Origin of the sequence: Pontibacter oryzae (assembly GCF_003576375.1) — a bacterium.
Taxonomy (GTDB): Bacteria; Bacteroidota; Bacteroidia; order Cytophagales; family Hymenobacteraceae; genus Pontibacter; species Pontibacter oryzae.
Window position 1 is genome coordinate 1 of sequence record NZ_QWGE01000001.1, and the last position, 20,139, is coordinate 20,139.

Annotated in this window: 14 protein-coding genes and 1 pseudogene; 9 read left to right on the forward strand and 6 right to left on the reverse strand. The window is 44.5% G+C overall.

Features of this window, described 5'->3' with window-relative positions; all coding sequences use genetic code 11:
• From D1627_RS18400 to D1627_RS00045, 9 genes and pseudogenes are all read left to right on the forward strand, one after another.
• Positions 1 to 378: pseudogene (locus tag D1627_RS18400) on the forward strand (hypothetical protein); the annotation flags it as partial.
• A 331-nt stretch (positions 379 to 709) separates the two neighbouring features.
• Entirely contained in the window at positions 710 to 2,089 is a 1,380-nt protein-coding gene (locus D1627_RS00010; protein ID WP_119430184.1) for an MATE family efflux transporter, read from the forward strand.
• Positions 2,090 to 2,100: 11 nt separating this feature from the next.
• Positions 2,101 to 3,330, forward strand: coding sequence for a glycosyltransferase family protein (locus D1627_RS00015; protein WP_119430185.1), 1,230 nt, complete (start codon positions 2,101 to 2,103; stop codon positions 3,328 to 3,330).
• Positions 3,284 to 4,522: a glycosyltransferase gene (locus D1627_RS00020; RefSeq protein ID WP_119430186.1), complete on the forward strand. Its 1,239-nt coding sequence runs from the start codon at positions 3,284 to 3,286 to the stop codon at positions 4,520 to 4,522. The genes D1627_RS00015 and D1627_RS00020 overlap by 47 nt, the downstream gene beginning before the upstream one ends.
• Positions 4,519 to 5,796 carry a hypothetical protein gene (locus D1627_RS00025; protein WP_119430187.1) on the forward strand — a complete coding sequence of 426 codons (1,278 nt, stop codon included), beginning with the start codon at positions 4,519 to 4,521 and terminating at the stop codon, positions 5,794 to 5,796. Before D1627_RS00020 ends, D1627_RS00025 begins: the two co-directional genes overlap by 4 nt.
• Before the next feature lie 245 nt (positions 5,797 to 6,041).
• A complete protein-coding gene (locus D1627_RS00030) occupies positions 6,042 to 6,836 on the forward strand; it encodes a polysaccharide biosynthesis/export family protein (RefSeq protein ID WP_119430188.1) in 795 nt (264 codons plus the stop codon).
• A 2-nt stretch (positions 6,837 to 6,838) separates the two neighbouring features.
• Positions 6,839 to 9,157 carry a GumC family protein gene (locus D1627_RS00035; RefSeq protein ID WP_119430189.1) on the forward strand — a complete coding sequence of 773 codons (2,319 nt, stop codon included), beginning with the start codon at positions 6,839 to 6,841 and terminating at the stop codon, positions 9,155 to 9,157.
• Positions 9,158 to 9,267: 110 nt separating this feature from the next.
• Positions 9,268 to 10,482, forward strand: coding sequence for a glycosyltransferase family 4 protein (locus D1627_RS00040; RefSeq protein WP_147383142.1), 1,215 nt, complete (start codon positions 9,268 to 9,270; stop codon positions 10,480 to 10,482).
• 4 nt (positions 10,483 to 10,486) lie between these two features.
• Positions 10,487 to 11,662 (forward strand): glycosyltransferase, encoded by a 1,176-nt coding sequence (locus D1627_RS00045; protein WP_119430191.1) that lies wholly within the window; start codon positions 10,487 to 10,489, stop codon positions 11,660 to 11,662.
• Between the two features lie 15 nt (positions 11,663 to 11,677).
• Here the strand turns inward: D1627_RS00045 and D1627_RS00050 are convergent, their stop codons facing one another.
• From D1627_RS00050 to D1627_RS00075, 6 genes are all read right to left on the reverse strand, one after another.
• Positions 11,678 to 13,375 carry a GNAT family N-acetyltransferase gene (locus tag D1627_RS00050; protein WP_119430192.1) on the reverse strand — a complete coding sequence of 566 codons (1,698 nt, stop codon included), beginning with the start codon at positions 13,373 to 13,375 and terminating at the stop codon, positions 11,678 to 11,680.
• A gap of 62 nt (positions 13,376 to 13,437) precedes the next feature.
• On the reverse strand, positions 13,438 to 14,499 hold the full coding sequence (locus D1627_RS00055; protein WP_199688344.1) for a polysaccharide deacetylase family protein: 1,062 nt from the start codon (positions 14,497 to 14,499) through the stop codon (positions 13,438 to 13,440).
• A gap of 317 nt (positions 14,500 to 14,816) precedes the next feature.
• Positions 14,817 to 15,410: a hypothetical protein gene (locus D1627_RS00060; RefSeq protein ID WP_119430194.1), complete on the reverse strand. Its 594-nt coding sequence runs from the start codon at positions 15,408 to 15,410 to the stop codon at positions 14,817 to 14,819.
• Between the two features lie 142 nt (positions 15,411 to 15,552).
• Positions 15,553 to 16,644: a 2-hydroxyacid dehydrogenase gene (locus D1627_RS00065; protein WP_449421204.1), complete on the reverse strand. Its 1,092-nt coding sequence runs from the start codon at positions 16,642 to 16,644 to the stop codon at positions 15,553 to 15,555.
• Between the two features lie 231 nt (positions 16,645 to 16,875).
• Positions 16,876 to 19,005, reverse strand: a complete 2,130-nt coding sequence (gene glgX, locus D1627_RS00070) for a glycogen debranching protein GlgX (RefSeq protein WP_119430196.1) — start codon at positions 19,003 to 19,005, stop codon at positions 16,876 to 16,878.
• Positions 19,006 to 19,281: 276 nt separating this feature from the next.
• The gene (locus tag D1627_RS00075; protein ID WP_119430197.1) at positions 19,282 to 20,064 is read right to left on the reverse strand and encodes an oxygenase MpaB family protein; all 783 of its coding nucleotides are present in this window, start codon (positions 20,062 to 20,064) and stop codon (positions 19,282 to 19,284) included.
• Between the last annotated feature and the right edge of the window lie 75 nt (positions 20,065 to 20,139).

Here is a 20,139-nt window from a genome sequence, read left to right on the forward strand (position 1 = left end):
AACGACGCGCAGCTACCCTACCTGAAGCTGGGAATTTACAAGTGGGACTGGAATGGTAACGGTAAAACGAAAGTTAGCAAGCGTGTAATGTTCCTTGACAATGTTAAAGTAGGCGATCAGAATGCTTCTTTCAACTCTATGTCATCAAGCAACACCAGCACGGCTCCGACTCCAGCTCCAGCTCCGACTCCGACTCCCGAGCCAACACCGGCGCCAACACCAACACCAGCGCCAGCTCCAACACCGGCTCCTGAGCCAACGCCAGCTCCAACTCCGGCACCAACCCCGGAGCCAGAGAAGACTGAGTCTTCTTCATCATGGAGCGGCAAATACTCTAACTGGTGGAGCAACTTCTTCTCTAGAGGATGGAGACGCTAGTATAAGCTTTGCCTTGCTAGTGCCCTATGAGGTCTTAGCTAAGCAAATATAATAGAACGCTCCCTGTAGGATGGTTTCATACTGTCTTACAGGGAGCGTTTTTTTGTATACCTCTACTTAATGCTGATAATGCTAGTGTTAATTTAAAGCGCTGCTTCGGGTATCAGTTATCAGTGTACTGCAACAAACCTAAATTAATACCACCGATTTATAACAACATCTCACCGCATTCGTATTTTAACTATCTTATATTTTTTTTCACTTATTTTATTATATAAGACAAAACGCCCATATATTACACCGGTTATCTGAATTAATAGCGTTCTCCCTTATGAACTACTGGCTTGCTACCCCTTATTACCTGGTAAAGGATTTAGTGCAGAAAGGGCATGTGCGTAGCATTAAGGCAAAGAAAAACATACTTGCCTCTATCGTAATAAAAGGGTGCAGTGTAGCTATCAGCCTGGCGCTTGTGCCACTCACTATAAACTATATTAGCCCAAGCGGTTACGGCATTTGGCTTACACTAAGCGCTATAGTTAGCTGGTTCAGCTTTTTTGATATAGGAATGACACAGGGTTTGCGCAACAAGTTTGCAGAAGCCAAAGCAAAGGATGATACAGAGAGTGCCCAAAGTTACGTTAGCACAGCCTTTGCAGTAATTGCAATCATATTTAGTGCCGCCTGGTTACTCTTTCTTGCTGTAAATCAGTTTCTTGATTGGTCCCAGATATTAGGTGTGGAGCAAAGCATGCGAGGCGAGATCAGCATGCTTGCTACAATTGTGTTCACCTACTTTTGCCTGCAGTTTGTGCTCCGTATTATCACGACCGTTATTACAGCAGACCAACAGCCAGCGAAAGCATCTGTTATCGATATGCTAGGCCAGTTATTGGCCTTGATCATTATTTTCGTTTTAGTATACACCACCTCCGGGTCTCTTATTAACCTGGGCTTAGCACTATGTATTGCCCCTTTGGTAGTGCTTGGGGTGGCAAACATATACTTCTTCCGGGGCCCGTATAAGGTTTTCAGGCCATCCTTAGCCAAAGTTAACCTTTCTCATGCCAAAGGGCTGTTTGGCCTTGGTGCCGTGTTTTTTGTGATCCAACTTTCCGGAATCATACAGTATGAAACCGCGAACCTTATTATTTCCAGAAACTTCGGTCCGTCAGAAGTTACTTCTTATAACATTGTGTTTCGGTACTTCGGAATTTTAAACATGGTATTTGCCATTTTCCTCACTCCTTTCTGGTCGGCTTCCACAGAGGCGTTTTTAAATAAGGATATGAAATGGATCAGGAGCAGCATACAAAAGTATAACTGGCTAAACATGGCCTTAATGCTGGCTGGCACAGTTATGCTTTTATTTTCGGAACAGGTCTACACTCTTTGGCTGGGCAAAGGCACTGTGGAGATAGATTTTATGCTTTCTTTCTGGGGCTTCATGTTTTTTGCTGTGTCCATGTTTGGTAGCAAGTATGTTAGTTTGCTAAATGGCATAAGCGCCTTGCGTTTACAGTTCTTGTCTTGCCTGATTAGCCCTTTCATTTATATTCTGACTGTACTCATACTTATTAAATACTATAATATGGGCGTATACTCGGTATTTATTGGCGCTATCATCGCCAATTTTAATGCCTTTATTTTAGCTCCCATACAATACTATAAAATAATAGTACAGAACAAGAGAGGAATATGGATTCGATAACAAACTAGCCTATGGATGGTGCCTCATTAAAAAAGAAAATCCTGGATTCTATCTGGCTAAGGGTAAAAGATTACTTCTACGACCAGCGCGTCACTGATTCTCCGATCGTGCAGAATTTGAACGCACGTGCCTCTAATTCTCAGAAGAAAGCCATTATCTGTTACTTGCCATACAGCTTCTTTAACAATTGGGAAGAAACAACCTGTGGAAGAACGCAGCCCTTCGAAATACTTGCGATAGTGGATGCCTTATCAAAATTAGATTATCGGATAGACCTGATAGATTGCAATGACTTACGCGCCCTACAGCATGTCGAAAGTAAGAGATACGATCTCATTTTTGGGTTTGGAGAGACCTTTTATCACTTAACCCAACAGCAACCCTGGGCCATGTCGGTTCTGTACATGACGGAGCAGCATCCAGAATTTTCGTACCGGGAAGAGCAGAAAAGAGTTGACTATTATAACCAAAGGCATCAAACGAAACTGCAAAGCAGCCGAAGCGGAAAATTTTATCAAAGGCATCATCTAGAGCCTAAGTATACTTGTGTTATAGTTATGGGAGAAGAGGATCAGTTTTCTGGAACATATGATGCTCCATATGCCATTTTCCCTACCGGGCTCTTGCACCCTAATTTTATACTTCAACCTAAAAACCAGGAAATTGCCAGAAAAAACTTTTTATGGCTTGGCTCTCCGGGAGCGGCTATACACAAAGGGCTAGATTTACTGACAGAGGTTATTGCCAACAGGAGAGATCTAACGCTGCATATTGGCGGCATTTCCGATGCGGAAAGGGAGATGCTTAAAATAGGAAAGATCAAAAATGTAATTGACCATGAATATATAGATGTTCAGTCTCAACTGTTTAAAGACTTGGTAAGCACTTGCGCTTATATCATACTTCCCTCATGCTCAGAAGCCTGCGCAACATCTGTTACAACAGGCATGCTACATGGCCTCATACCTGTAGTTATGAAAGATGCAGGTTTTAACCGGCTAGGCTCACTACCTGTGTTTCTAGAGCATTATGCATTAGAATACCTCGATAAAGAATTATCTGAGCTAGCAGACAAAAGCCCAGAACAGCTAGAGCTTTACAGCCAGCGCGTGTATAGGTATGCGCACCAGCACTTTACCATTGATTCTTTTGCAAATCAGATAGAGACAATACTTCGCGATATAGTTAATAAGTATGACAAAAATACTACACCTGCAAACACACCTGCCTTCGTCCGGTAACGCTGCCTTCAGATTACACCAGGCTTTTAGGCAAGCTGGCGTAGATTCCGGTATACTGACTTTAACCTCAGATATAACCCTGGAGCATACGCAGCATTTAGGCAGAAAAGCAAAAATCAAAGCGATGCTTGATAGCAGGCTGCAGTCGTACCTGACACGCAATGCTGTTTTGGAGTATGGATATTTTTCATACCCCATACTTGGCACAGATATATCTAACTTTGAAGAAGTTAAACAAGCCGACATTTTATACCTGCATTGGGCCATAGGCGGCTTTCTAAGTATAAAAAACATAGAGCAGCTGGCACGCACAAACAAGCCGATCATTGTTTTTATGCATGATATGTGGTCCATAACCGGCGGTTGCCATTATAGCTTAAGCTGCGATAAGTTTAAGGTACTGTGCCGCGACTGCCAGATTTTTCCTGCAGGCAACTTCAAAGACTTAGCGCTTGCTGAGTTTAACAGTAAAAGTAAAATCTACAACAAGTATAAAAACCTGTATTTTGTATCGCCGAGCCGCTGGCTACATAATCTTGCAAAAGATGCCGCATTAACAACCGGTAAGCCCGTTTTTCATATTCCCAATATACTTAACAGGAGCGTTTTTAAAGCGGTTGATAAATCCGTGGCAAAACAGCTTCTAAATATCAATGCTCAGGAAAGGGTGATAACGTTTGGAGCGACTTCTGTTGACAGCCCGTACAAAGGCTGGAGTTACCTACAGGAAGCCCTAACCATACTTCATCAACAAAAAGACCTGGAAAATATAACTGTCATGGTTTTTGGCAGCGGCCATAACCAAGCTATGGCGGATGCGGTCCCGTTCAAAATAAAATTCCTGGGTCGCCTGCGCGATGACTACTCTACGGCCTTGGCGTATAATGCCTCCGATGTATTTGTTGTTCCATCGTTGGCGGATAACCTCCCTACCACTGTCATGGAGAGCCTGGCGTGCGGCACACCGGCTGTTGGCTTCGAAACAGGCGGCATACCCGACATGATACAGCATAGGCAGAACGGCTACCTTGCTGCTTACCGCAGTGCAGCCGATTTAGCAGAAGGTATAAAATATTGCCTTCAGCATCATGTAAAAGGCTCGCTTCTACCAGCTTTTGATACTGAAACCCTGCTGCAGAAGCATTTCAGCTTATTCGACCAAGTACTTCATGCAACGCCCGTAAGTTTATGAATACAGCCACCTTACAAGATACCTACCCTATTAACCAAAGCCTGAGCGTATACCAGACAAGGTTATTAAACTTCTTTTGGGTAGGTTTCTTAGTGTACACTTTAAGCTTTACACTAGGCACTACTGGCAGAGTAAACATAGTGCTTACAGAGTATTGCCAGGTAATCGGTATCCTGATATTTATGCCGAGCGCTCTAGCTGTCATTCAATTTAAACTGGAGAGCAACTATTTAAAAGTATTATACACCTTTTACTGCTGCTGGTTATTGATCACCGTTGCCCGTGGCATACCCATGGATTATGGAATGATAAAAAAGAACCTGTTTGACCCTTATAACGGGTTTTACTTGTACATGACACCGTTGATTATACTACTCCCGATCAACCTGGGGCATATCCGTAAAGTATTTTTATCAGTTATTACCCTTAGCATTGCCTACCTCCTATACAACCTGCTTTTCATACAGAACTTAATTTATATACAAGGCGAAAGCAGTAGAACAATTCTTGAGTATTTCGCCAAAACGCTTGGCCTATCCAGCGGTTTCTTGCTGTTAACTTACACCTACCACACAAAGTCAGTTAACATATTGGCATTTGCTACCATTGTTTCAACCCTTTTGCTAGCAATTATTGGTGCTCGGCGAGGGCTTATCCTAATATCCGTTATAATACTGGCATTTACATTTATTGTGTATGTGTATGCAAATAGAAAGCAACCGGGAAATCTTTTCGTTTATGCCACCGGCATGCTGATTGCCTTGGCCTCCGTTACTTTTCTGGTTCTGAGAAACGACTCCTCCCTCTTAAGCTTCACAAAAGAACGGATGGACGAAGACACGAGAACTGGCGTGGAGCTTTACTTTTATGATGACATGGAAGATCAGGACTGGTTAATTGGCCGGGGTATGAATGGCTTAGTTGCTGCACCTGTAAGTATAAACGATGACCACGTGCAGGGCATGCCCGGCTATAGGGATGGCATCGAAACTGATTACCTTAAAATCATACTTAAAGGCGGCATTATCAGTTTAGGGCTACAGTTGTTGATAGCGGTTCCGGCCATTTTTCTTGGTTTTTTTTATTCAAGCAACACGCTCTCCAAAGCCGCTGCACTCTGGATCATACTTTGGATGCTTTCGCTGTACCCTACCAATGTAACAACCTTCACGATGAATTATATTTTGGTCTGGGTTTCTATCGGCATTTGCTATTCCACATCTCTGCGCCAAATGCCAGAGAATAGTATCCAGGAATTTTTCAGATCCAAGTAAGCAAACAGTCGCCATCTGCTTCGGCACACTGGCTCTTCCTAAAAATCACAGCACAATATTTAACATTAAGCAAACCTTGCCAGCTTCCTATGCATATAATTGCAATGGTAATTTGGCTGCAATAAATTGAAATATACAACTCCTATATGCATCTTGCGTATTGTAATTATTCACCATTTATTTAAACAAAACCAATTGATTTAATTCTTGCATCGTGCCAAATACCTAAACCATAGCCTTATACTATGAGATTAAATTTACCCTTACCTTACGCTTTGGCTATTATACTTTGCCTCCTGTTTACCTCCTGCGTTAATACAAGGGAAGCTGTTTATTTTGATGGTGTGGGCAAAGCGACTTTCCAAACGGAGGGTCAGGAGCATCCGGAGCCCCCTATCCGGCCCAACGACCTGCTAAGCATTTCGGTATCAAGCCCAAATCCGGAAGCCACACTGGCATTTAACACACCTAACTTGGCGGCAACACAGGTTTCGTCTGCGGCGGGGGCGATTGTACAGGCGGCAGGCTATCTGGTAGGCAGGGATGGCACCATACAGTTTCCATTTTTAGGCAACATTAAGGCAGCAGGCCTTACAAAGTCTCAATTGCAAGATAACATAACCAGCCAACTGGCTACCAAAAAGCTCTTATTAAACCCTATTGTAAGTGTGCGTTACCTTAATTACAAGGTATCAGTGCTTGGTGAAGTAGCTAGGCCCTCTGTATTAACAATCCCTAATGAGCGTGTTACAATGCTGGAAGCCATCGGTTTGGCCGGTGACCTAACTGTATATGCCAAACGCGACAACGTGCTGCTTATCAGGGAGCTTGAAAATGGCGACAGGGTAACTACCCGCATAGACCTGACATCCCAGGACCTCCTAACCTCGCCTGATTATTACCTGAAGCCCAACGACATATTATATGTAGAACCGAATAAAGCGAAAGTGGCAAGTGCAGGCCGGGCTAATCAATGGCTGCCTATTGCCCTGAGCGCCATGTCTTTAGCCGTGATTGCGATTGATAGATTAGTAAGATAAGTATGAGTAGCTCAATCAATAACGCCCCGAATAACGAAGAAAACCTCCTGACTGTTCTTCTCAGGAAGTTTCTTCCATACTGGCCTGTATTTATAGGGCTGGCCATACTTTCTATGGCTTTAGCGTGGGTATATTTGCGTTATGCTACCCCGGTTTATGAAATAGCTGCCACGCTAATCATCAAAGACGAGAAAAAAGGCGTGGATGATGCCCGCATGACAGAGTCGATTAATGCCTTTGCCTCTAAAAAGATTGTTGAGAATGAGATTGAAGTAATCCAGTCTCGGGCGTTGATGAAGAAGGTAGCCTTAGGCCTGCATCTGTATGCCCCTGTGTATGAGGACACAAAGTTTAAAGAAGTAGCGGCTTATACTTCCTCTCCCGTAATTGTTACGCATTATAACCCAGATGCCATCCTTGCCACAGAGGACGAGCCGCAAAAAATATACTTTACATATAACCCCGACTTGGAAGAAGTTACTGTTGACGGAAAGTCTTACCCGCTTAACAAATCGATCAGGATGCCATACGGCGTTATCAAGTTTATCCCCAATGATCATCAAAGCAGCCAGGCTAAAGAGCAACTTTACTTTCAACTGCTACCGCTTAAGGCCGTAACGGCTAGCTTGCTAAATAATTTGCAAGTAAATGCAGCAAACAAATTGTCAACGGTTGTAAACCTGCAGTTAAAAGATGCGGTGCCAGAGCGCGGCGAAGCTATCCTAAACCTGCTGGTCCATAATTACAACCAGGCCTCAGTGGTAGAAAGAAATATACTTGCTGAGAATACGCTGGCCTTTATAGAAGACCGCATGCAAAAGGTTGAAAAGGAGCTTGACAAACTAGAGAGCCGCGTGCAGAAGTATAAAACCTCTAAAGGAATTGTAGACCTGAGTGAGCAAGGCCGTACGTTTTTGCAAAACATGAGTGCGAACGACAGTAAGGTAGAGGACATCAATCTCCAGTTAGCCGTTCTGGCAAAAATTGAGAACTATATTATTGCCAAAGACAAATCCGCAGGCATTGTACCCTCCACACTTGGTATAAACGACCCGGTGCTTACGCAGCTTCTGCAAAAGCTGTACGACAATGAAATACAGTACCAACGCCTCCGAAAGACAACAGCCGTTAACAACCCTATCCTGCTCTCAATAGCAGATGAAATAGAGAAGATAAGGCCGAGTATACTTGAGAATATACAAAACCAGCGCGACAACCTTCTGGCTAGCCGCAAAAACCTGACAAATACAAAAGGCAGCTATACCACGGCATTGCAAACTATACCCAAGCAGGAGCGCGAGCTCTTGGAGATAAGCCGCCAACAGGCCATCAAGAACAACGTTTATACATTGCTTCTCCAGAAAAGAGAGGAAACCGCCCTTTCTTTTGCTCCCTCAGCCACTGACAGTAAAGTGGTTGACGTGGCAGAGTCCTCGTTCGCCCCTGTCAGCCCGAAGCGCAACATTATCTATTTAGGTGCATTGGCTTTTGCGTTTATAGTAAGCATAGTCTTAGTTACTGCAAAAGACTTCTTTAGCAGTAAAATCCTGTATCGCACAGATATTGAAGCTTATACCCATGCCCCTATAGTTGCTGAGTTAATGAAAGTGAAGCATGATGATAGCCAGTTATTCACTAAGCCAGACAACCCTGTTGTGATTGAGCAATTTAGGCAGTTGAGGACGTCCTTGGGCTTATACAGCCGTACGTTCAAGAAACGAAAGATTCTGGTTACATCCAGCATACCCGGTGAAGGCAAAAGCTTTGTAAGCACAAACTTAGCCTATAGCTTAGCGGCTTCTGGCAAGCGAGTTGTATTGGTAGACATGGATATGCGCAAGCCTAAAACATCCACCCAATTTGGCATGCTAAACCAAAAAGGCGTTACAGATTATATCAACGCGCAATATGCCGCAGAGGAGCTCCTGCAGCGAACTCCTTTTGATAACCTCTGGATACTACCGGCTGGCTCTAAGCCCGGCGACCATACAGAGGCTTTGCTTAATGGCCGAGTTGAGGATCTTTTTCATCACCTGGAGGCTGATTTTGACTTTATAGTTATCGATACGCCTCCTGTAGACCTGGTTTCAGACGGCTATCTTATCTCTGAGTTCTGCGACATCACACTTTTGATCATTCGCCACGACCATACACCAAAGAACATCATTAAATACCTAAACTACAGCAACAAACATAAATCGCTGCATAACCTGGCCATAGTGTTTAATGGTGTTAAACCACGCGGATTTGCCAACAGGGAATACGGCTATGGGTATGGTTACAGGTATGATCATGTGTATCATAACAAGGCCTATTCATGATGGCGCTGCCACTCCACAGGCACTGGCGAAAGTATAAGTAGCCTGGCACCGGAGTGTATTTAAACAAAGTAATGTCACTTTAAAACTTCAGCATTAGGTTGGAAGCCGTTATGCACATAGTATACGTTGGATACCCAGGTTTTCCGGTGGGGCATGCCCAGGTCGAGAGGCAAAAGCTATTGGCCAGGGGCCTTGTTGCTTGTGGCTGCGAGGTAACTGTGCTTAGCAGGTATGGCGTGCTTAGCCAATCTAAAGGGGCAAACATAAATCCCTCAGGCCTTTATGAGGAGGTGCGCTATTGTTTTACCTCGGGCATAGCTTATCGCCCGGACAGCTTCCTGCTTAGAAATTATTATAAACTAAAAGGCCTGGTAAACGAGGCAAGACTGCTCTGGAAATTGCGATCTGAGAAGAAACTTGATGCGGTTATCATCACGACAAACTCATTTTACAATGTCTTGTTTTACAGTTTGCTGGCTTACGTGTGCCAGGCGCAGTCAATCCTGGATAATGTAGAGTACTGGGGGCAACGGCAAGGCAGCGGTTTGCTGCAGCGCATAGACCATTATTTGTACGACAATCATGCTTTTAGATTCACTACCAAGGTTATCTGCATTAGTAACTACCTGCTGGATATTGTGCTTAAGCAGGCACCGCAAAAGCCTGTGCTAAAAGTTCCGGTAATTGTGGACCTGGCCAAGTTTTATACAAATGGCAACTTGCGCGAACCATACTTCCTTTTTTGCGGCAGCGCCTCCTATTTTGACACGATTCGCCTTATAATTGAAGCGTATGAGTTACTTGGTAACACAACTTACAAGCTTTACATTGTCTCAAGTGGGCCAAAGCACCTGCTCGACCGTGTTAAGCAGCGCATTGCCCAAAGCACTTACCAGGGCAGCATTCAGCTTTTTAGTGAGTTAAAGTATGATGATCTCATCCTGCTATACACCTCCAGTAAGGCCTTGCTTATCCCATTAATGAACAGTGAGCAGGACAAGGCCAGGTTCCCGCATAAGATTGGCGAGTACTGTGCATCCAGCAAAACAATAATCACCACTAAAGTAGGTGAGATAAAGTACTACTTTAAAGATAAATACAATGCGCTGATTGCTGAAAAGGCTACCCCCAAATGCTTCGCTGAGAAAATGAATTTCATCATAAACAACCCTGAGCTTGGTGAGGTGCTAGGCGAGCGATCGTTTGCTGTAGCTAAGCAACATTTTGACCACTTGAAGCTGGGCCGTAAAGTATATAAGTTTATTTCTCAGCAAGAAGAAGTTAAAACCCCCATCCCTTACCAAGTGCAAACTATTTATTATTAGCCTTATGAATGTCCTCAGCATACAGCACCAAGATACACCGGCTGCCAGCTTTAAAGAGAAAGATGCTGAAAAAATAATGTTTGTTATACAAGGGCTAACGCAGGGCGGGGCTGAGTTTTTCTTTATATCACTGGTAAATGGTTTAAAAAGAAAGGGCATTGAGCCAGTAGTGTTGCTCCTAAGCAGTGATAACCCGCTAAAAATCTCGCTGGACTCAACTATAAAAGTGTATACCCTTACACGCTCTTTTCGCTACGATGTATTTATATCGAATAGAATAAAGAAGATAATGCGTGAGGAAGCGATTAAAAAAGTCTTCTGCATTGGTGCGTTCTCATTCTTTTTATCCAAGCTTGCTGTGCTTGGCTCCCCTGAGCTTACTTTTTTCTTATCGTTGCATACCACCGTACCGGTGTCGAAAAAAGAACATATACTTGATACGCTTTACCTGAGAATGCTTGGCAAACGCGATAAGGTGATATTTATATGCCAGAACCAAAGGGAGTTTTACAAATCTAAGTATAAATATAAGTCTGATAAATCTCTAGTGATCTATAACGGGATAGATGTAGCATATGCTGTAAATGGAGATGCGGAACAGCTCCTGACTAGTAAAGCCAGTATCAGGCAAGCCCATGGTATTCCAGATACTGCGCCAGTCATAATTAAGGTGGCTAATTTAAGACAGGAGAAAGGCCATTTTTATGCAGTGGATGCCCTGCAGCTCTTGCATGAAAAACATAACTGCAGCGCGCATATGTTTTTTGTTGGAGGTGGCCAAGCAAGTTACAGCCAGAAACTTACAGCCTATATCGCTGAAAAAGGTTTGGCTGGCCACATCCACCTGGTAGGCCCGAAAGATGATGTGCGGCCATACTTGAGCGCCTCTGATATTTTTACGCTTACCTCTTATAGTGTCGAAACCTTCTCGATTGCTGCCCTGGAAGCTATGAGTTTTGGCCTACCCTGCTGCTTGACAAAAATAGGCGGCGCCTCCGAGATGGTTGCCGAGGATAAAACCGGCTTGCTTTGTAGAGCTAAAGACACAGAGCACATTGCTGCCAGTTGGCACAAACTCCTAACTGGCAACTATGATCGTACTTATATTCAAAATTATGTGCGTTCAAAATTCTCTTCCACCACAATGGTGCAGCAGTATCACGATGTACTGCAAACCTAATATTTAATGCCGCGCTCATACTTCCTCAACCGCCTTCCCCTCCAGCCGAAGCTCCTTCTTTAGCCTGGCAGAGAAATTCATGCCCTGCAGATACATACCCGTGCAGCTTTGCTCTTTACAGAGTTCATCAAAAACGCTGACCAGGAACAGCGGTAGCCTATTAATAGCTTTTGAGTGGCAATACAAATGCATGAGCAGAGGCTCAGCATGATGTTGCTTAGAGCCATTTACCTGCTTTGCGCTGGAGGCAATGTGCCATATCAAGAACTGCAGCACCCCGTTTTCAGCATAGGAATAGGCTACAGAATTGTGGTCGAAATTTGATTTGGCCTGCTGCATAAACTCCCATTTGCAAATGCCGGTACCGTTAGGGGCGTAACTTAGTATATGGGCTATGTTGTTCTTATCTATTGGAATGGACTGGTTTTGATAGACAGACCCAGGTGTAAATTTATAAACCAGGTTTTCGAACTTTGGCTTTTCAGAAACCTTTTTTTGGAACAATTTTAGGATGCCCAATGCATGGCCTGCTTTGGTAGCCGCATCAAGCAGTGATTTGTTAAAACGCTGGTGTAGCGTACGCGGATCGATGCTATGCTTTGCAAGCTTCTCCTTTACTACCTCTTTCAATACAAAGAAGTTATTGAGCAGAAAAGCTTTGTTTTTGGAGGTTATGCGCAGCTCAACTATGTCTTCGTGAGCGTTTGCATGCCGCTCTTTATACTTATGGCCTCCTGGGGTCAGGTCTAAATAATCATATCCTTCCGCTTTCAGTTTTAAAGACACCAGATTTAATGCTAGGAAGCTCGGCCCAAATCGGTAATAAACAGGAGAATGAGCGTTTATACCGGCCCCATGCATACATTTATTCTTACCAATAATGGTGGTTGCGCCTGCAACAAGCTCACCGTTTACCCTTAGTGCGTTTAGTTCGAGTAATCCTTTCTTAAACAGGCCAAACAAATACCTCTTTAGTGCCGGGTTTTCCCGGAATGGCATGGTACGGAACATGTACCCCTTCCTAAAATCATGGAAGTTAGCCAGCGTATTCAGCACAGCAGTAAATTCATCAACATCAGTAATAGTTGAGAACTGCACTGCTCCCATGCGTTTAAACTTGTTGTAATTCGACTTGAACTGCTTTTTGTTCAACAACTTATCAACGGATGGATGACTAAAGTTTAGGATTGGCCTTGTAAATAGCCTGATAACGCTACGTTTTGCCCATGCCTGGTTTTCCTGAAACCATTTAGTTGGCGTTTGGGGCGGAAGGTATTTGAAGAAAATATCCTGGTTCGGATAATTCTGACGTATCAAATCTAAGGCAGCGGCTATAAAAGTGTTTCCGTTTGTAGGCGTGGCCAACCAAGTATGGTAATACGCGCTCCAACCGCCGGCACCCGCTATACCTAATCCTTTAATATTCTCCGCTAGTGGTAACACACCCGTTAATGCACTCTCCTGGCGTGCCACTACAAGTATAGGGTTGTGCTTGTCTCCAAAGCATTGGTACCAGCACTTTACATAATCCGGTGACTGAAAAACTGTTCCCCAAGGGCACACCTCATACAGCTGCCCCCACTCCGCCAGAAACTTACTGCTCTCCATTATTTTGAGAACATCGCCTCCGGTAATTAACTCTAAAGAACCTATTAAACTATTGTCAGAAGCTAAAGTCTTTAATTCAGGAAAAAGAATGTCGTTTTTACTCATAAGCTGTAAAAATCAAAAATTTCAAAACGGACATTAGATATTACATCAATTCCAACTCTCCATTAGTTTTCTTCCACTAAAAGTATGGCATACAGGTTTCTGCATGTATCCGGTAGCTTGTAAAATATATACATAATAGTAAGAAACAAGGCATCTGAAATTCCTGACTTAGTACTTGGCTTTAAATAACCCAGCTTGCTTTTACCATAAAGTTTACGGATATCTTGCTCCTGCAAATTTGGTCTCGGGTTAGCTCTATCGCTTGTCATTAAGCGCCTCACATTGTTCATGAAGGGCTCCCAGATACCTACCATCCTGCATATAGCTTCTGCAAATGGGGCCCCCTCAATTACTTCGAAGCGAGGCAGCTCATACGTATACTTTAATTTTTCAGGCTTCAGGAATTCAGGGTGTACGGTAAAGGCCAGCTTATAACTTTGCTGGTAAAGTATAAGGATCTCTCGCGCGGTGTAATCTCCGTTGGGGTAGGCAAAAAACTCAACATCCTTACCTATCCACTGCTCTAGCTTTCGCTTGGACTGGCTAAGCTCCTCAAATACTTGCTTGTCGGGGCAGTTGTTTAAGATAGGGTGCGTAACGGTATGGGCACCTATGGTGATGTAAGGAGATGTTGAGATCTTCTGCACTTGCTCTTTCGTCATCGCCTCTCTAGGCAGAGAAATTCTGCGCTTAAGCCTCTCGACCATGGCAAGGCGGTCGGAATTTGCCACATGCTTTAAATCATCAATGGAAAGTTTGGAAATTCTGCGTTTGTTGCCTTCTTCTATATAAGACCACCAGTAGTTGCCTTGCTCCACGGGGCCCGTAGATACGAATATAGTAACCGGAACCCCATACTTATCTGCTATATCTGCTATACAAGTTTCGTTTGAGATCCAGCCATCATCTACCGTAAGCACCACGCCCCCCTTTGGGAATGGCTCCTCCTGTTTGGCGATACCATAAATGTTAGCAGTGCTTAGGAAAACGAAGCCATTACCTTTTAACCATAGCAGGCAGTCTTCAAACTCTCTGGCAGTGGGTTTATGAAAGTATATGGATAGGATATGCTCACCTGATAGGGCTTTTCTCTTGGCACGCCGAACTAACCCAATCCCTATCATTAAGTTTGCCAATGCATACGCTAAAATATATCTAACAATACCTTTCATCTACAAACCGATAGCAGCATTTACTTTATTCCTGAAGTAAATTACAAGGGCGCCATATGATCCTGGAGTGTATCATACTGGAATTTACAGTTCCGCCTTAAATAAAGAATGTCAGGAAAAATAGCAGAATTAAATTTGTTATAAGACAAGAAAAATTATACTTTTTTATACTTGTTTTTATAGATTTAGTTTAATTTTTTGACAATTATATACTAATAAAGAGCTGGTCTAAATTAGATAACTTCGATATGCATCTTTGGCAGACACCACTAATTTCTAGGCGGATTAATCATAATGTGCGCGCCATGCGTGCCTGGATACATAATCCAAGGCATGCCCGGAGATTCTGCTTTTAGCGGCAACCCTGTTTGTGCAGCCGTGGCAAAAGGAATATACACTACATAGCGTAGGTAGCCATTGCTTACTTTGCCTGTAGCGTAATCAACGTCATCGTCGGGGGCAGAATACACAAAGAGGGCAGCAGGTTGAGCGGGCATTTTAAGCTTGCCACTTTTTGCCTCTTGCTCGCGTATGGCAAATATCTCTTTGGTATTTTTACCTGCCTCCCGAAGCGTTCTTCCGCGTGCCATAAATGGCCCCAGATCTTGGTGGTAACATGACACGGAGAAGCCTTCCTGCCTTGGATCATCGGCCAGGCAAATCATTTCATTGGTTCCTTTTCTGAGCTGCACAACTTTGCCCTGCTGGTTATAGCCCAGTACCGTAGCGCCTGCCTTCTTTTCAACGGGGGCAGCGTGTAGCGCTGCCTCGATCTGTGCGCTTTTTGGCGGCAGGTTAAATTGCGCAAGAGCCTGATAACAGAAACAAAGACTAAGTATCGGAGTGAGTTTAGCTATATACATTGGCTTTATACTTTAGAGATTGTGTTAAGAGATTTTAGAATTCCGCAAATCAAACCGTCCTGCTTTAACCATGCAGCTTCAAGGCATTCGCCCTGCAGCATCAAAGAAACTCGGTGGATCATGAAAGTTTTCACGACTTGGTTTAAGTAGGGAGTAATTCGTTTTGAAGACGCTGGCCTTGCTCAAAGTCATGTATATTTTGAAGCGTTGTCGTGGCTATGTTTTTCATTGCTTCTGCTGTAAAGAATGCCTGGTGGCCAGTAATTAACACATTGTTAAAAGACAGCAAGCGCATAAAGACATCATCCTGAATCACCTTATCGGAAAGATCCTCAAAAAAAAGTTCTGCCTCTTCTTCGTAAACATCAAGCCCAAGGTATTTTATCTTTCCAGTTTTTAGGGCCTTAATCACCGCCTTAGTTTCTAATGTAGCGCCGCGGCTTGTGTTTATCAGCATCACTCCCTTTTTCATTTTAGCGATGGACTCTGCGTTAATTATGTGGTGTGTTTCCGGTGTTAGCGGGCAGTGCAGCGAAATAATGTCAGACCCCTCATAAAGTGTATCTAAATCTATAAATGTGACACCTGCTACTCCAGATTCCTGAGTTATGTAAGGGTCATACGCCTGTACCTTGCACCCCATTCCCACTAATATTTTGGCAGTAACCTTACCGATCTCACCTAACCCGATAAGCCCAACGGTTTTACCATGTAGATCGAACCCCAGAAGGCCTTGTAAGGAGAAATTACCCTCTTTAACACGGTTGTAAGCACGGTGGGTCTTTCGGTTTAGTGTAAGTATAAGGGCTATAGTATGCTCAGCTACGGCATAAGGCGAATAAGCTGGCACTCGAACTATTTTTATGCCGCATGCTGCCGCTTTCTTTAGGTCCACGTTGTTGTAACCGGCGCAACGCAAAGCCACTAACTGCACCCCAATACCTTGAAGATGCTGCAACACATTAGCATTAACTTGGTCATTTACAAAAACGCAGATAGCTTTCGCTCCCGTAGCCATGGCTGCAGTGTTTTCATTTAAAGCAACCTCTTGGAATACAATCTCATTATTGAAGGATGTATTAGCTTCTTCGAAAAACTGCTGATCATAGGGTTTCGAGCTAAACAGGGTTATTTTCATGCGAGCTAATGTAAAAGTCACATTATTATATAACCCATTTAATAAATAATTGTTACATCCAAAGCCAGCAAGGTTAGCAATTAAAGCCTCTAACATTTTTCGCGTCACTATTAACCTGAATCTACATATGTGCGAGGCGTAAACTTATTATGCAGGCCGAAAACTGCGCTAAAAGAAAGTAAACCCATTCAAACCACCCCTTATCGCTTTCTAAATTTTGGGTATATTCTAAACCTCAAGGCGCTAATTAGAGTGATCGTGTAAAAAATAAAAAGCCGCACAACCCAACAAAACAGGTGTGCGGCTTTTACATTAAATCTAATTATTCTATTCTAGCGGTTGGTGCAACACAACCACGGAACGGGCAGCAACTTCTAGCGTTGCCTTAGCTTCAAACACTTCGCCTTCCTCATCCATTAAGTTTGCTGCAGTATCTAACACTTTTATCCAGGTTTTACCATATTTCACGGGTGGCAGCCTGTAATTCAGCGACTCATAGTGTGCATTAAAAATCACGTAAAAACTATCGTCCAGGATTTGCTCTCCCTTCGCGCCTTTGGCATGCAGGCCATGTCCACTCATAAACACAGCCAGAGATTTCGCAAAATCATGGTTCCAGTTCTCATCGTTCATTTCAGTGCCTTCCGGCAAGAACCAGGCAATGTCTTTCACTTTAGCCCCTTTAATAGGCTCACCCTGGAACCAGCGGCGGCGGTTGAACACAGGGTGCTTTCTGCAAAAGTTTATGAGCTTGCGCGTAAAGTCCAGCAATTCGGTATCAGCTTGGTTCCAATTCAGCCATGAGATTTCGTTGTCTTGGCAATAAGCATTGTTGTTGCCTCGCTGGGTACGTCCAAACTCATCACCGGCTACCAGCATGGGCACCCCCTGGCTTAGCATCAGCGTTGTCAGGAAATTACGTTGCTGGCGGGCTCTTAGTGTATTCACTTCTGCATTCTCTGTCGGACCTTCTTCGCCGCAGTTCCATGATCGGTTATGGCTCTCGCCATCGCGGTTATCTTCTGCATTGGCATCGTTGTGCTTGTTATTGTAGCTCACCAAGTCACGGAGTGTGAAGCCGTCATGCGCCGTCACGAAATTTATACTAGCCGTTGGGCTTCGGTAATCATCCCGATAAAGGTCCGAACTGCCTGTAAAGCGCTCTGCAAACTCAGCCAGCATGCTATCCGCTCCGCGCCAGTAGTCCCTGATACAGTCACGGTATTTGCCATTCCACTCGGCCCAGCCTGGCGGGAAATTACCTACATGGTAGCCACCTTCCCCTACGTCCCAAGGCTCGGCGATAAGCTTAACCTGCGAGATGACCGGGTCCTGGTGAATGATGTCGAAAAATGCGCTCAGCCGGTCAACTTCGTGAAGCTCACGCGCCAAAGTAGCGGCCAGGTCAAACCGGAAGCCATCCACGTGCATCTCTAGTATCCAGTAGCGCAAACTGTCCATGATAAGCCGCAGCACGTTAGGCAGGTTGGCATTAAGCGTATTGCCTGTGCCCGTATAATCCATGTAAAAGCGCTTATCATCGGTCAGGCGATAATAGGCGGCATTATCTACCCCCCGAAACGATAAGGTCGGCCCCATGTGGTTCCCTTCTGCCGTATGGTTATAAACTACGTCAAGTATAACCTCGATACCAGCCTGGTGCAGCGCCTTCACCATTTTTTTAAACTCTACCACCTGTTCGCCGCGTGTACCGCTGCTGGAGTAGCGCACGTCTGGCGCAAAGAAACCGATGGTATTGTAGCCCCAATAATTGGTTAGGTTACGGTCTGCAAGGTGGCGGTCAGTTATGAAATGGTGGATCGGCATAAGTTCAATAGCCGTTATCCCCAAATCCTGCAAATATTTGATAGTGACAGGATGTGCCAGCGCTGCGTATGTCCCCCGAATTCCCTCAGGTATTTCCGGGTGCATTTTGGTGAAACCCTTTACATGCGTCTCATAGATGATGGTTTTATGATAAGGCACATTCGGCGACCGATCCCCCTCCCAGTCAAAGCTAGGGTCTATTACCACTGACTTTGGAATGTAAGGAGCGCTGTCTTGTTTGCTAAAGCTTAAGTCTTCGTCAGGGTGCCCCATTTTGTAGCCAAATAGTGCATCGTGCCACTCTATAGTTCCGGAGATAGCTTTGGCATAAGGGTCGAGGAGTAATTTATATGGGTTAAAGCGGTGCCCGCAAGAGGGCTCATAGGGGCCATGCACCCGGTAACCATACAACTGACCAGGCTTAATGCCCGGCACGTATGCATGCCAAACCTGATGCGTGCGCTCAGTCATACTTATTCTATGAGTCTCCTGCTTATCATCCTCGGCATCAAACAGACAAAGCTCCACGCCAGTGGCATTCTCAGAGAAAAGGGCAAAGTTTACTCCCTCTCCATCCCAGGTCGAGCCCAATGGGTACGGGTTCCCTGGGTAATTCTCTATTTTCTTCATGTAGGTGGTTAAATTAAAACTGACTCGGTTTGCATGAGATGTGTAGAACCCTGATTTCCGAGATACTACAGCCTCACATACGCCTACCTTTCTGTAGTAGAACAGTTATACTTTTAACCTAAGAAATAGTTGGCCTGGCAACCGTAATATGTTTTGTTACCAGATTATACGTCAGAACTACACTGTAAAAAATATGGAAGCCTACATACTTAACATAACAAACCAAACACAGCCTTCTGTTTGACAAGACTCTTGGCAGCGTTAGTAATTTGCATCTTAGTACTTTGGATGGGCGAACCTCGGGAAACTATCCAGTTCCTTAATTTCGGATTTATAGGCTGGAGGAAGTATGAGCTCTTTAAGCAGCCACTCGGCTTTAAACTTACGGAAGAACTTATACAGCGCCAGCACAGGTCTTAGAAGCTGCAGCCGCTGTAGTTTTAAAAGCAAATGCACACGCCGAGGAACAACAAGCACCTGCGCCTGAAGCAAAAGCCAGTATCGTACCCATCCCAGGTGCTTGCGGTATTGCCTGTACAAGTCAGAAGTATAAGGAGATTGCTCCAGGTTCTGTAGCAAGTGCTGCGCCCGGTCTGCTTCCCACGTGGCCAGCGAATCCGGTAAGCCCGCTATGCCCATGCGGGTACCAACGCGGTTAAAAATTTGGAAAACCTCTGCACGCTCTTCCAACGTAAGTCGGCGCTCCAGCAGCTCATACGATCGTATAGAGTAATCGATCAGCATAAAAAGCACATCACGGTAGGCCCAGTCAGGGATGGAGGTGCCGCGCTTTGCCTCTACGCCTGCATGGATGGCCGCCATACTGTCAATTGCCCGATAAGCATCCGCCTCCTCGGAGAAAACAATCCGGCGCGCATAAGCCACTGTAGAAAAAAGCCTGCCCAAGGGGTCTGCCGGCAACCGGCCTGTAAAGTATAGCCAATCCACTGCTTTGTTGAGCGCGAACTCTGCCGAGGCTCCCGCAAAAATAAACAGGATGGTGTCGCTCTTACCCCAAATCTCCCGAACAATTGAACCTGGCTTTACAAAATACTTCATACTTGGTCAACGCTAATCGGCCTTAAATCGTGCTTCAGGAAATGCGATTAAAATGTGGCTACGCATGAAAAAGGC

Bases quoted from the DNA above. Each gene is read 5' to 3' on its own strand.
- D1627_RS00010 (WP_119430184.1), top strand. From the start codon at position 710: ATGAACTACTGGCTTGCTACCCCTTATTACCTGGTAAAGGATTTAGTG.
- D1627_RS00015 (WP_119430185.1), top strand. From the start codon at position 2,101: ATGGATGGTGCCTCATTAAAAAAGAAAATCCTGGATTCTATCTGGCTA.
- D1627_RS00020 (WP_119430186.1), top strand. From the start codon at position 3,284: ATGACAAAAATACTACACCTGCAAACACACCTGCCTTCGTCCGGTAAC.
- D1627_RS00025 (WP_119430187.1), top strand. From the start codon at position 4,519: ATGAATACAGCCACCTTACAAGATACCTACCCTATTAACCAAAGCCTG.
- D1627_RS00030 (WP_119430188.1), top strand. From the start codon at position 6,042: ATGAGATTAAATTTACCCTTACCTTACGCTTTGGCTATTATACTTTGC.
- D1627_RS00035 (WP_119430189.1), top strand. From the start codon at position 6,839: ATGAGTAGCTCAATCAATAACGCCCCGAATAACGAAGAAAACCTCCTG.
- D1627_RS00040 (WP_147383142.1), top strand. From the start codon at position 9,268: ATGCACATAGTATACGTTGGATACCCAGGTTTTCCGGTGGGGCATGCC.
- D1627_RS00045 (WP_119430191.1), top strand. From the start codon at position 10,487: ATGAATGTCCTCAGCATACAGCACCAAGATACACCGGCTGCCAGCTTT.
- D1627_RS00050 (WP_119430192.1), bottom strand. From the start codon at position 13,375: ATGAGTAAAAACGACATTCTTTTTCCTGAATTAAAGACTTTAGCTTCT.
- D1627_RS00055 (WP_199688344.1), bottom strand. From the start codon at position 14,499: ATGATAGGGATTGGGTTAGTTCGGCGTGCCAAGAGAAAAGCCCTATCA.
- D1627_RS00060 (WP_119430194.1), bottom strand. From the start codon at position 15,410: ATGTATATAGCTAAACTCACTCCGATACTTAGTCTTTGTTTCTGTTAT.
- D1627_RS00065 (WP_449421204.1), bottom strand. From the start codon at position 16,644: ATGTTAGAGGCTTTAATTGCTAACCTTGCTGGCTTTGGATGTAACAAT.
- glgX (WP_119430196.1), bottom strand. From the start codon at position 19,005: ATGAAGAAAATAGAGAATTACCCAGGGAACCCGTACCCATTGGGCTCG.
- D1627_RS00075 (WP_119430197.1), bottom strand. From the start codon at position 20,064: ATGAAGTATTTTGTAAAGCCAGGTTCAATTGTTCGGGAGATTTGGGGT.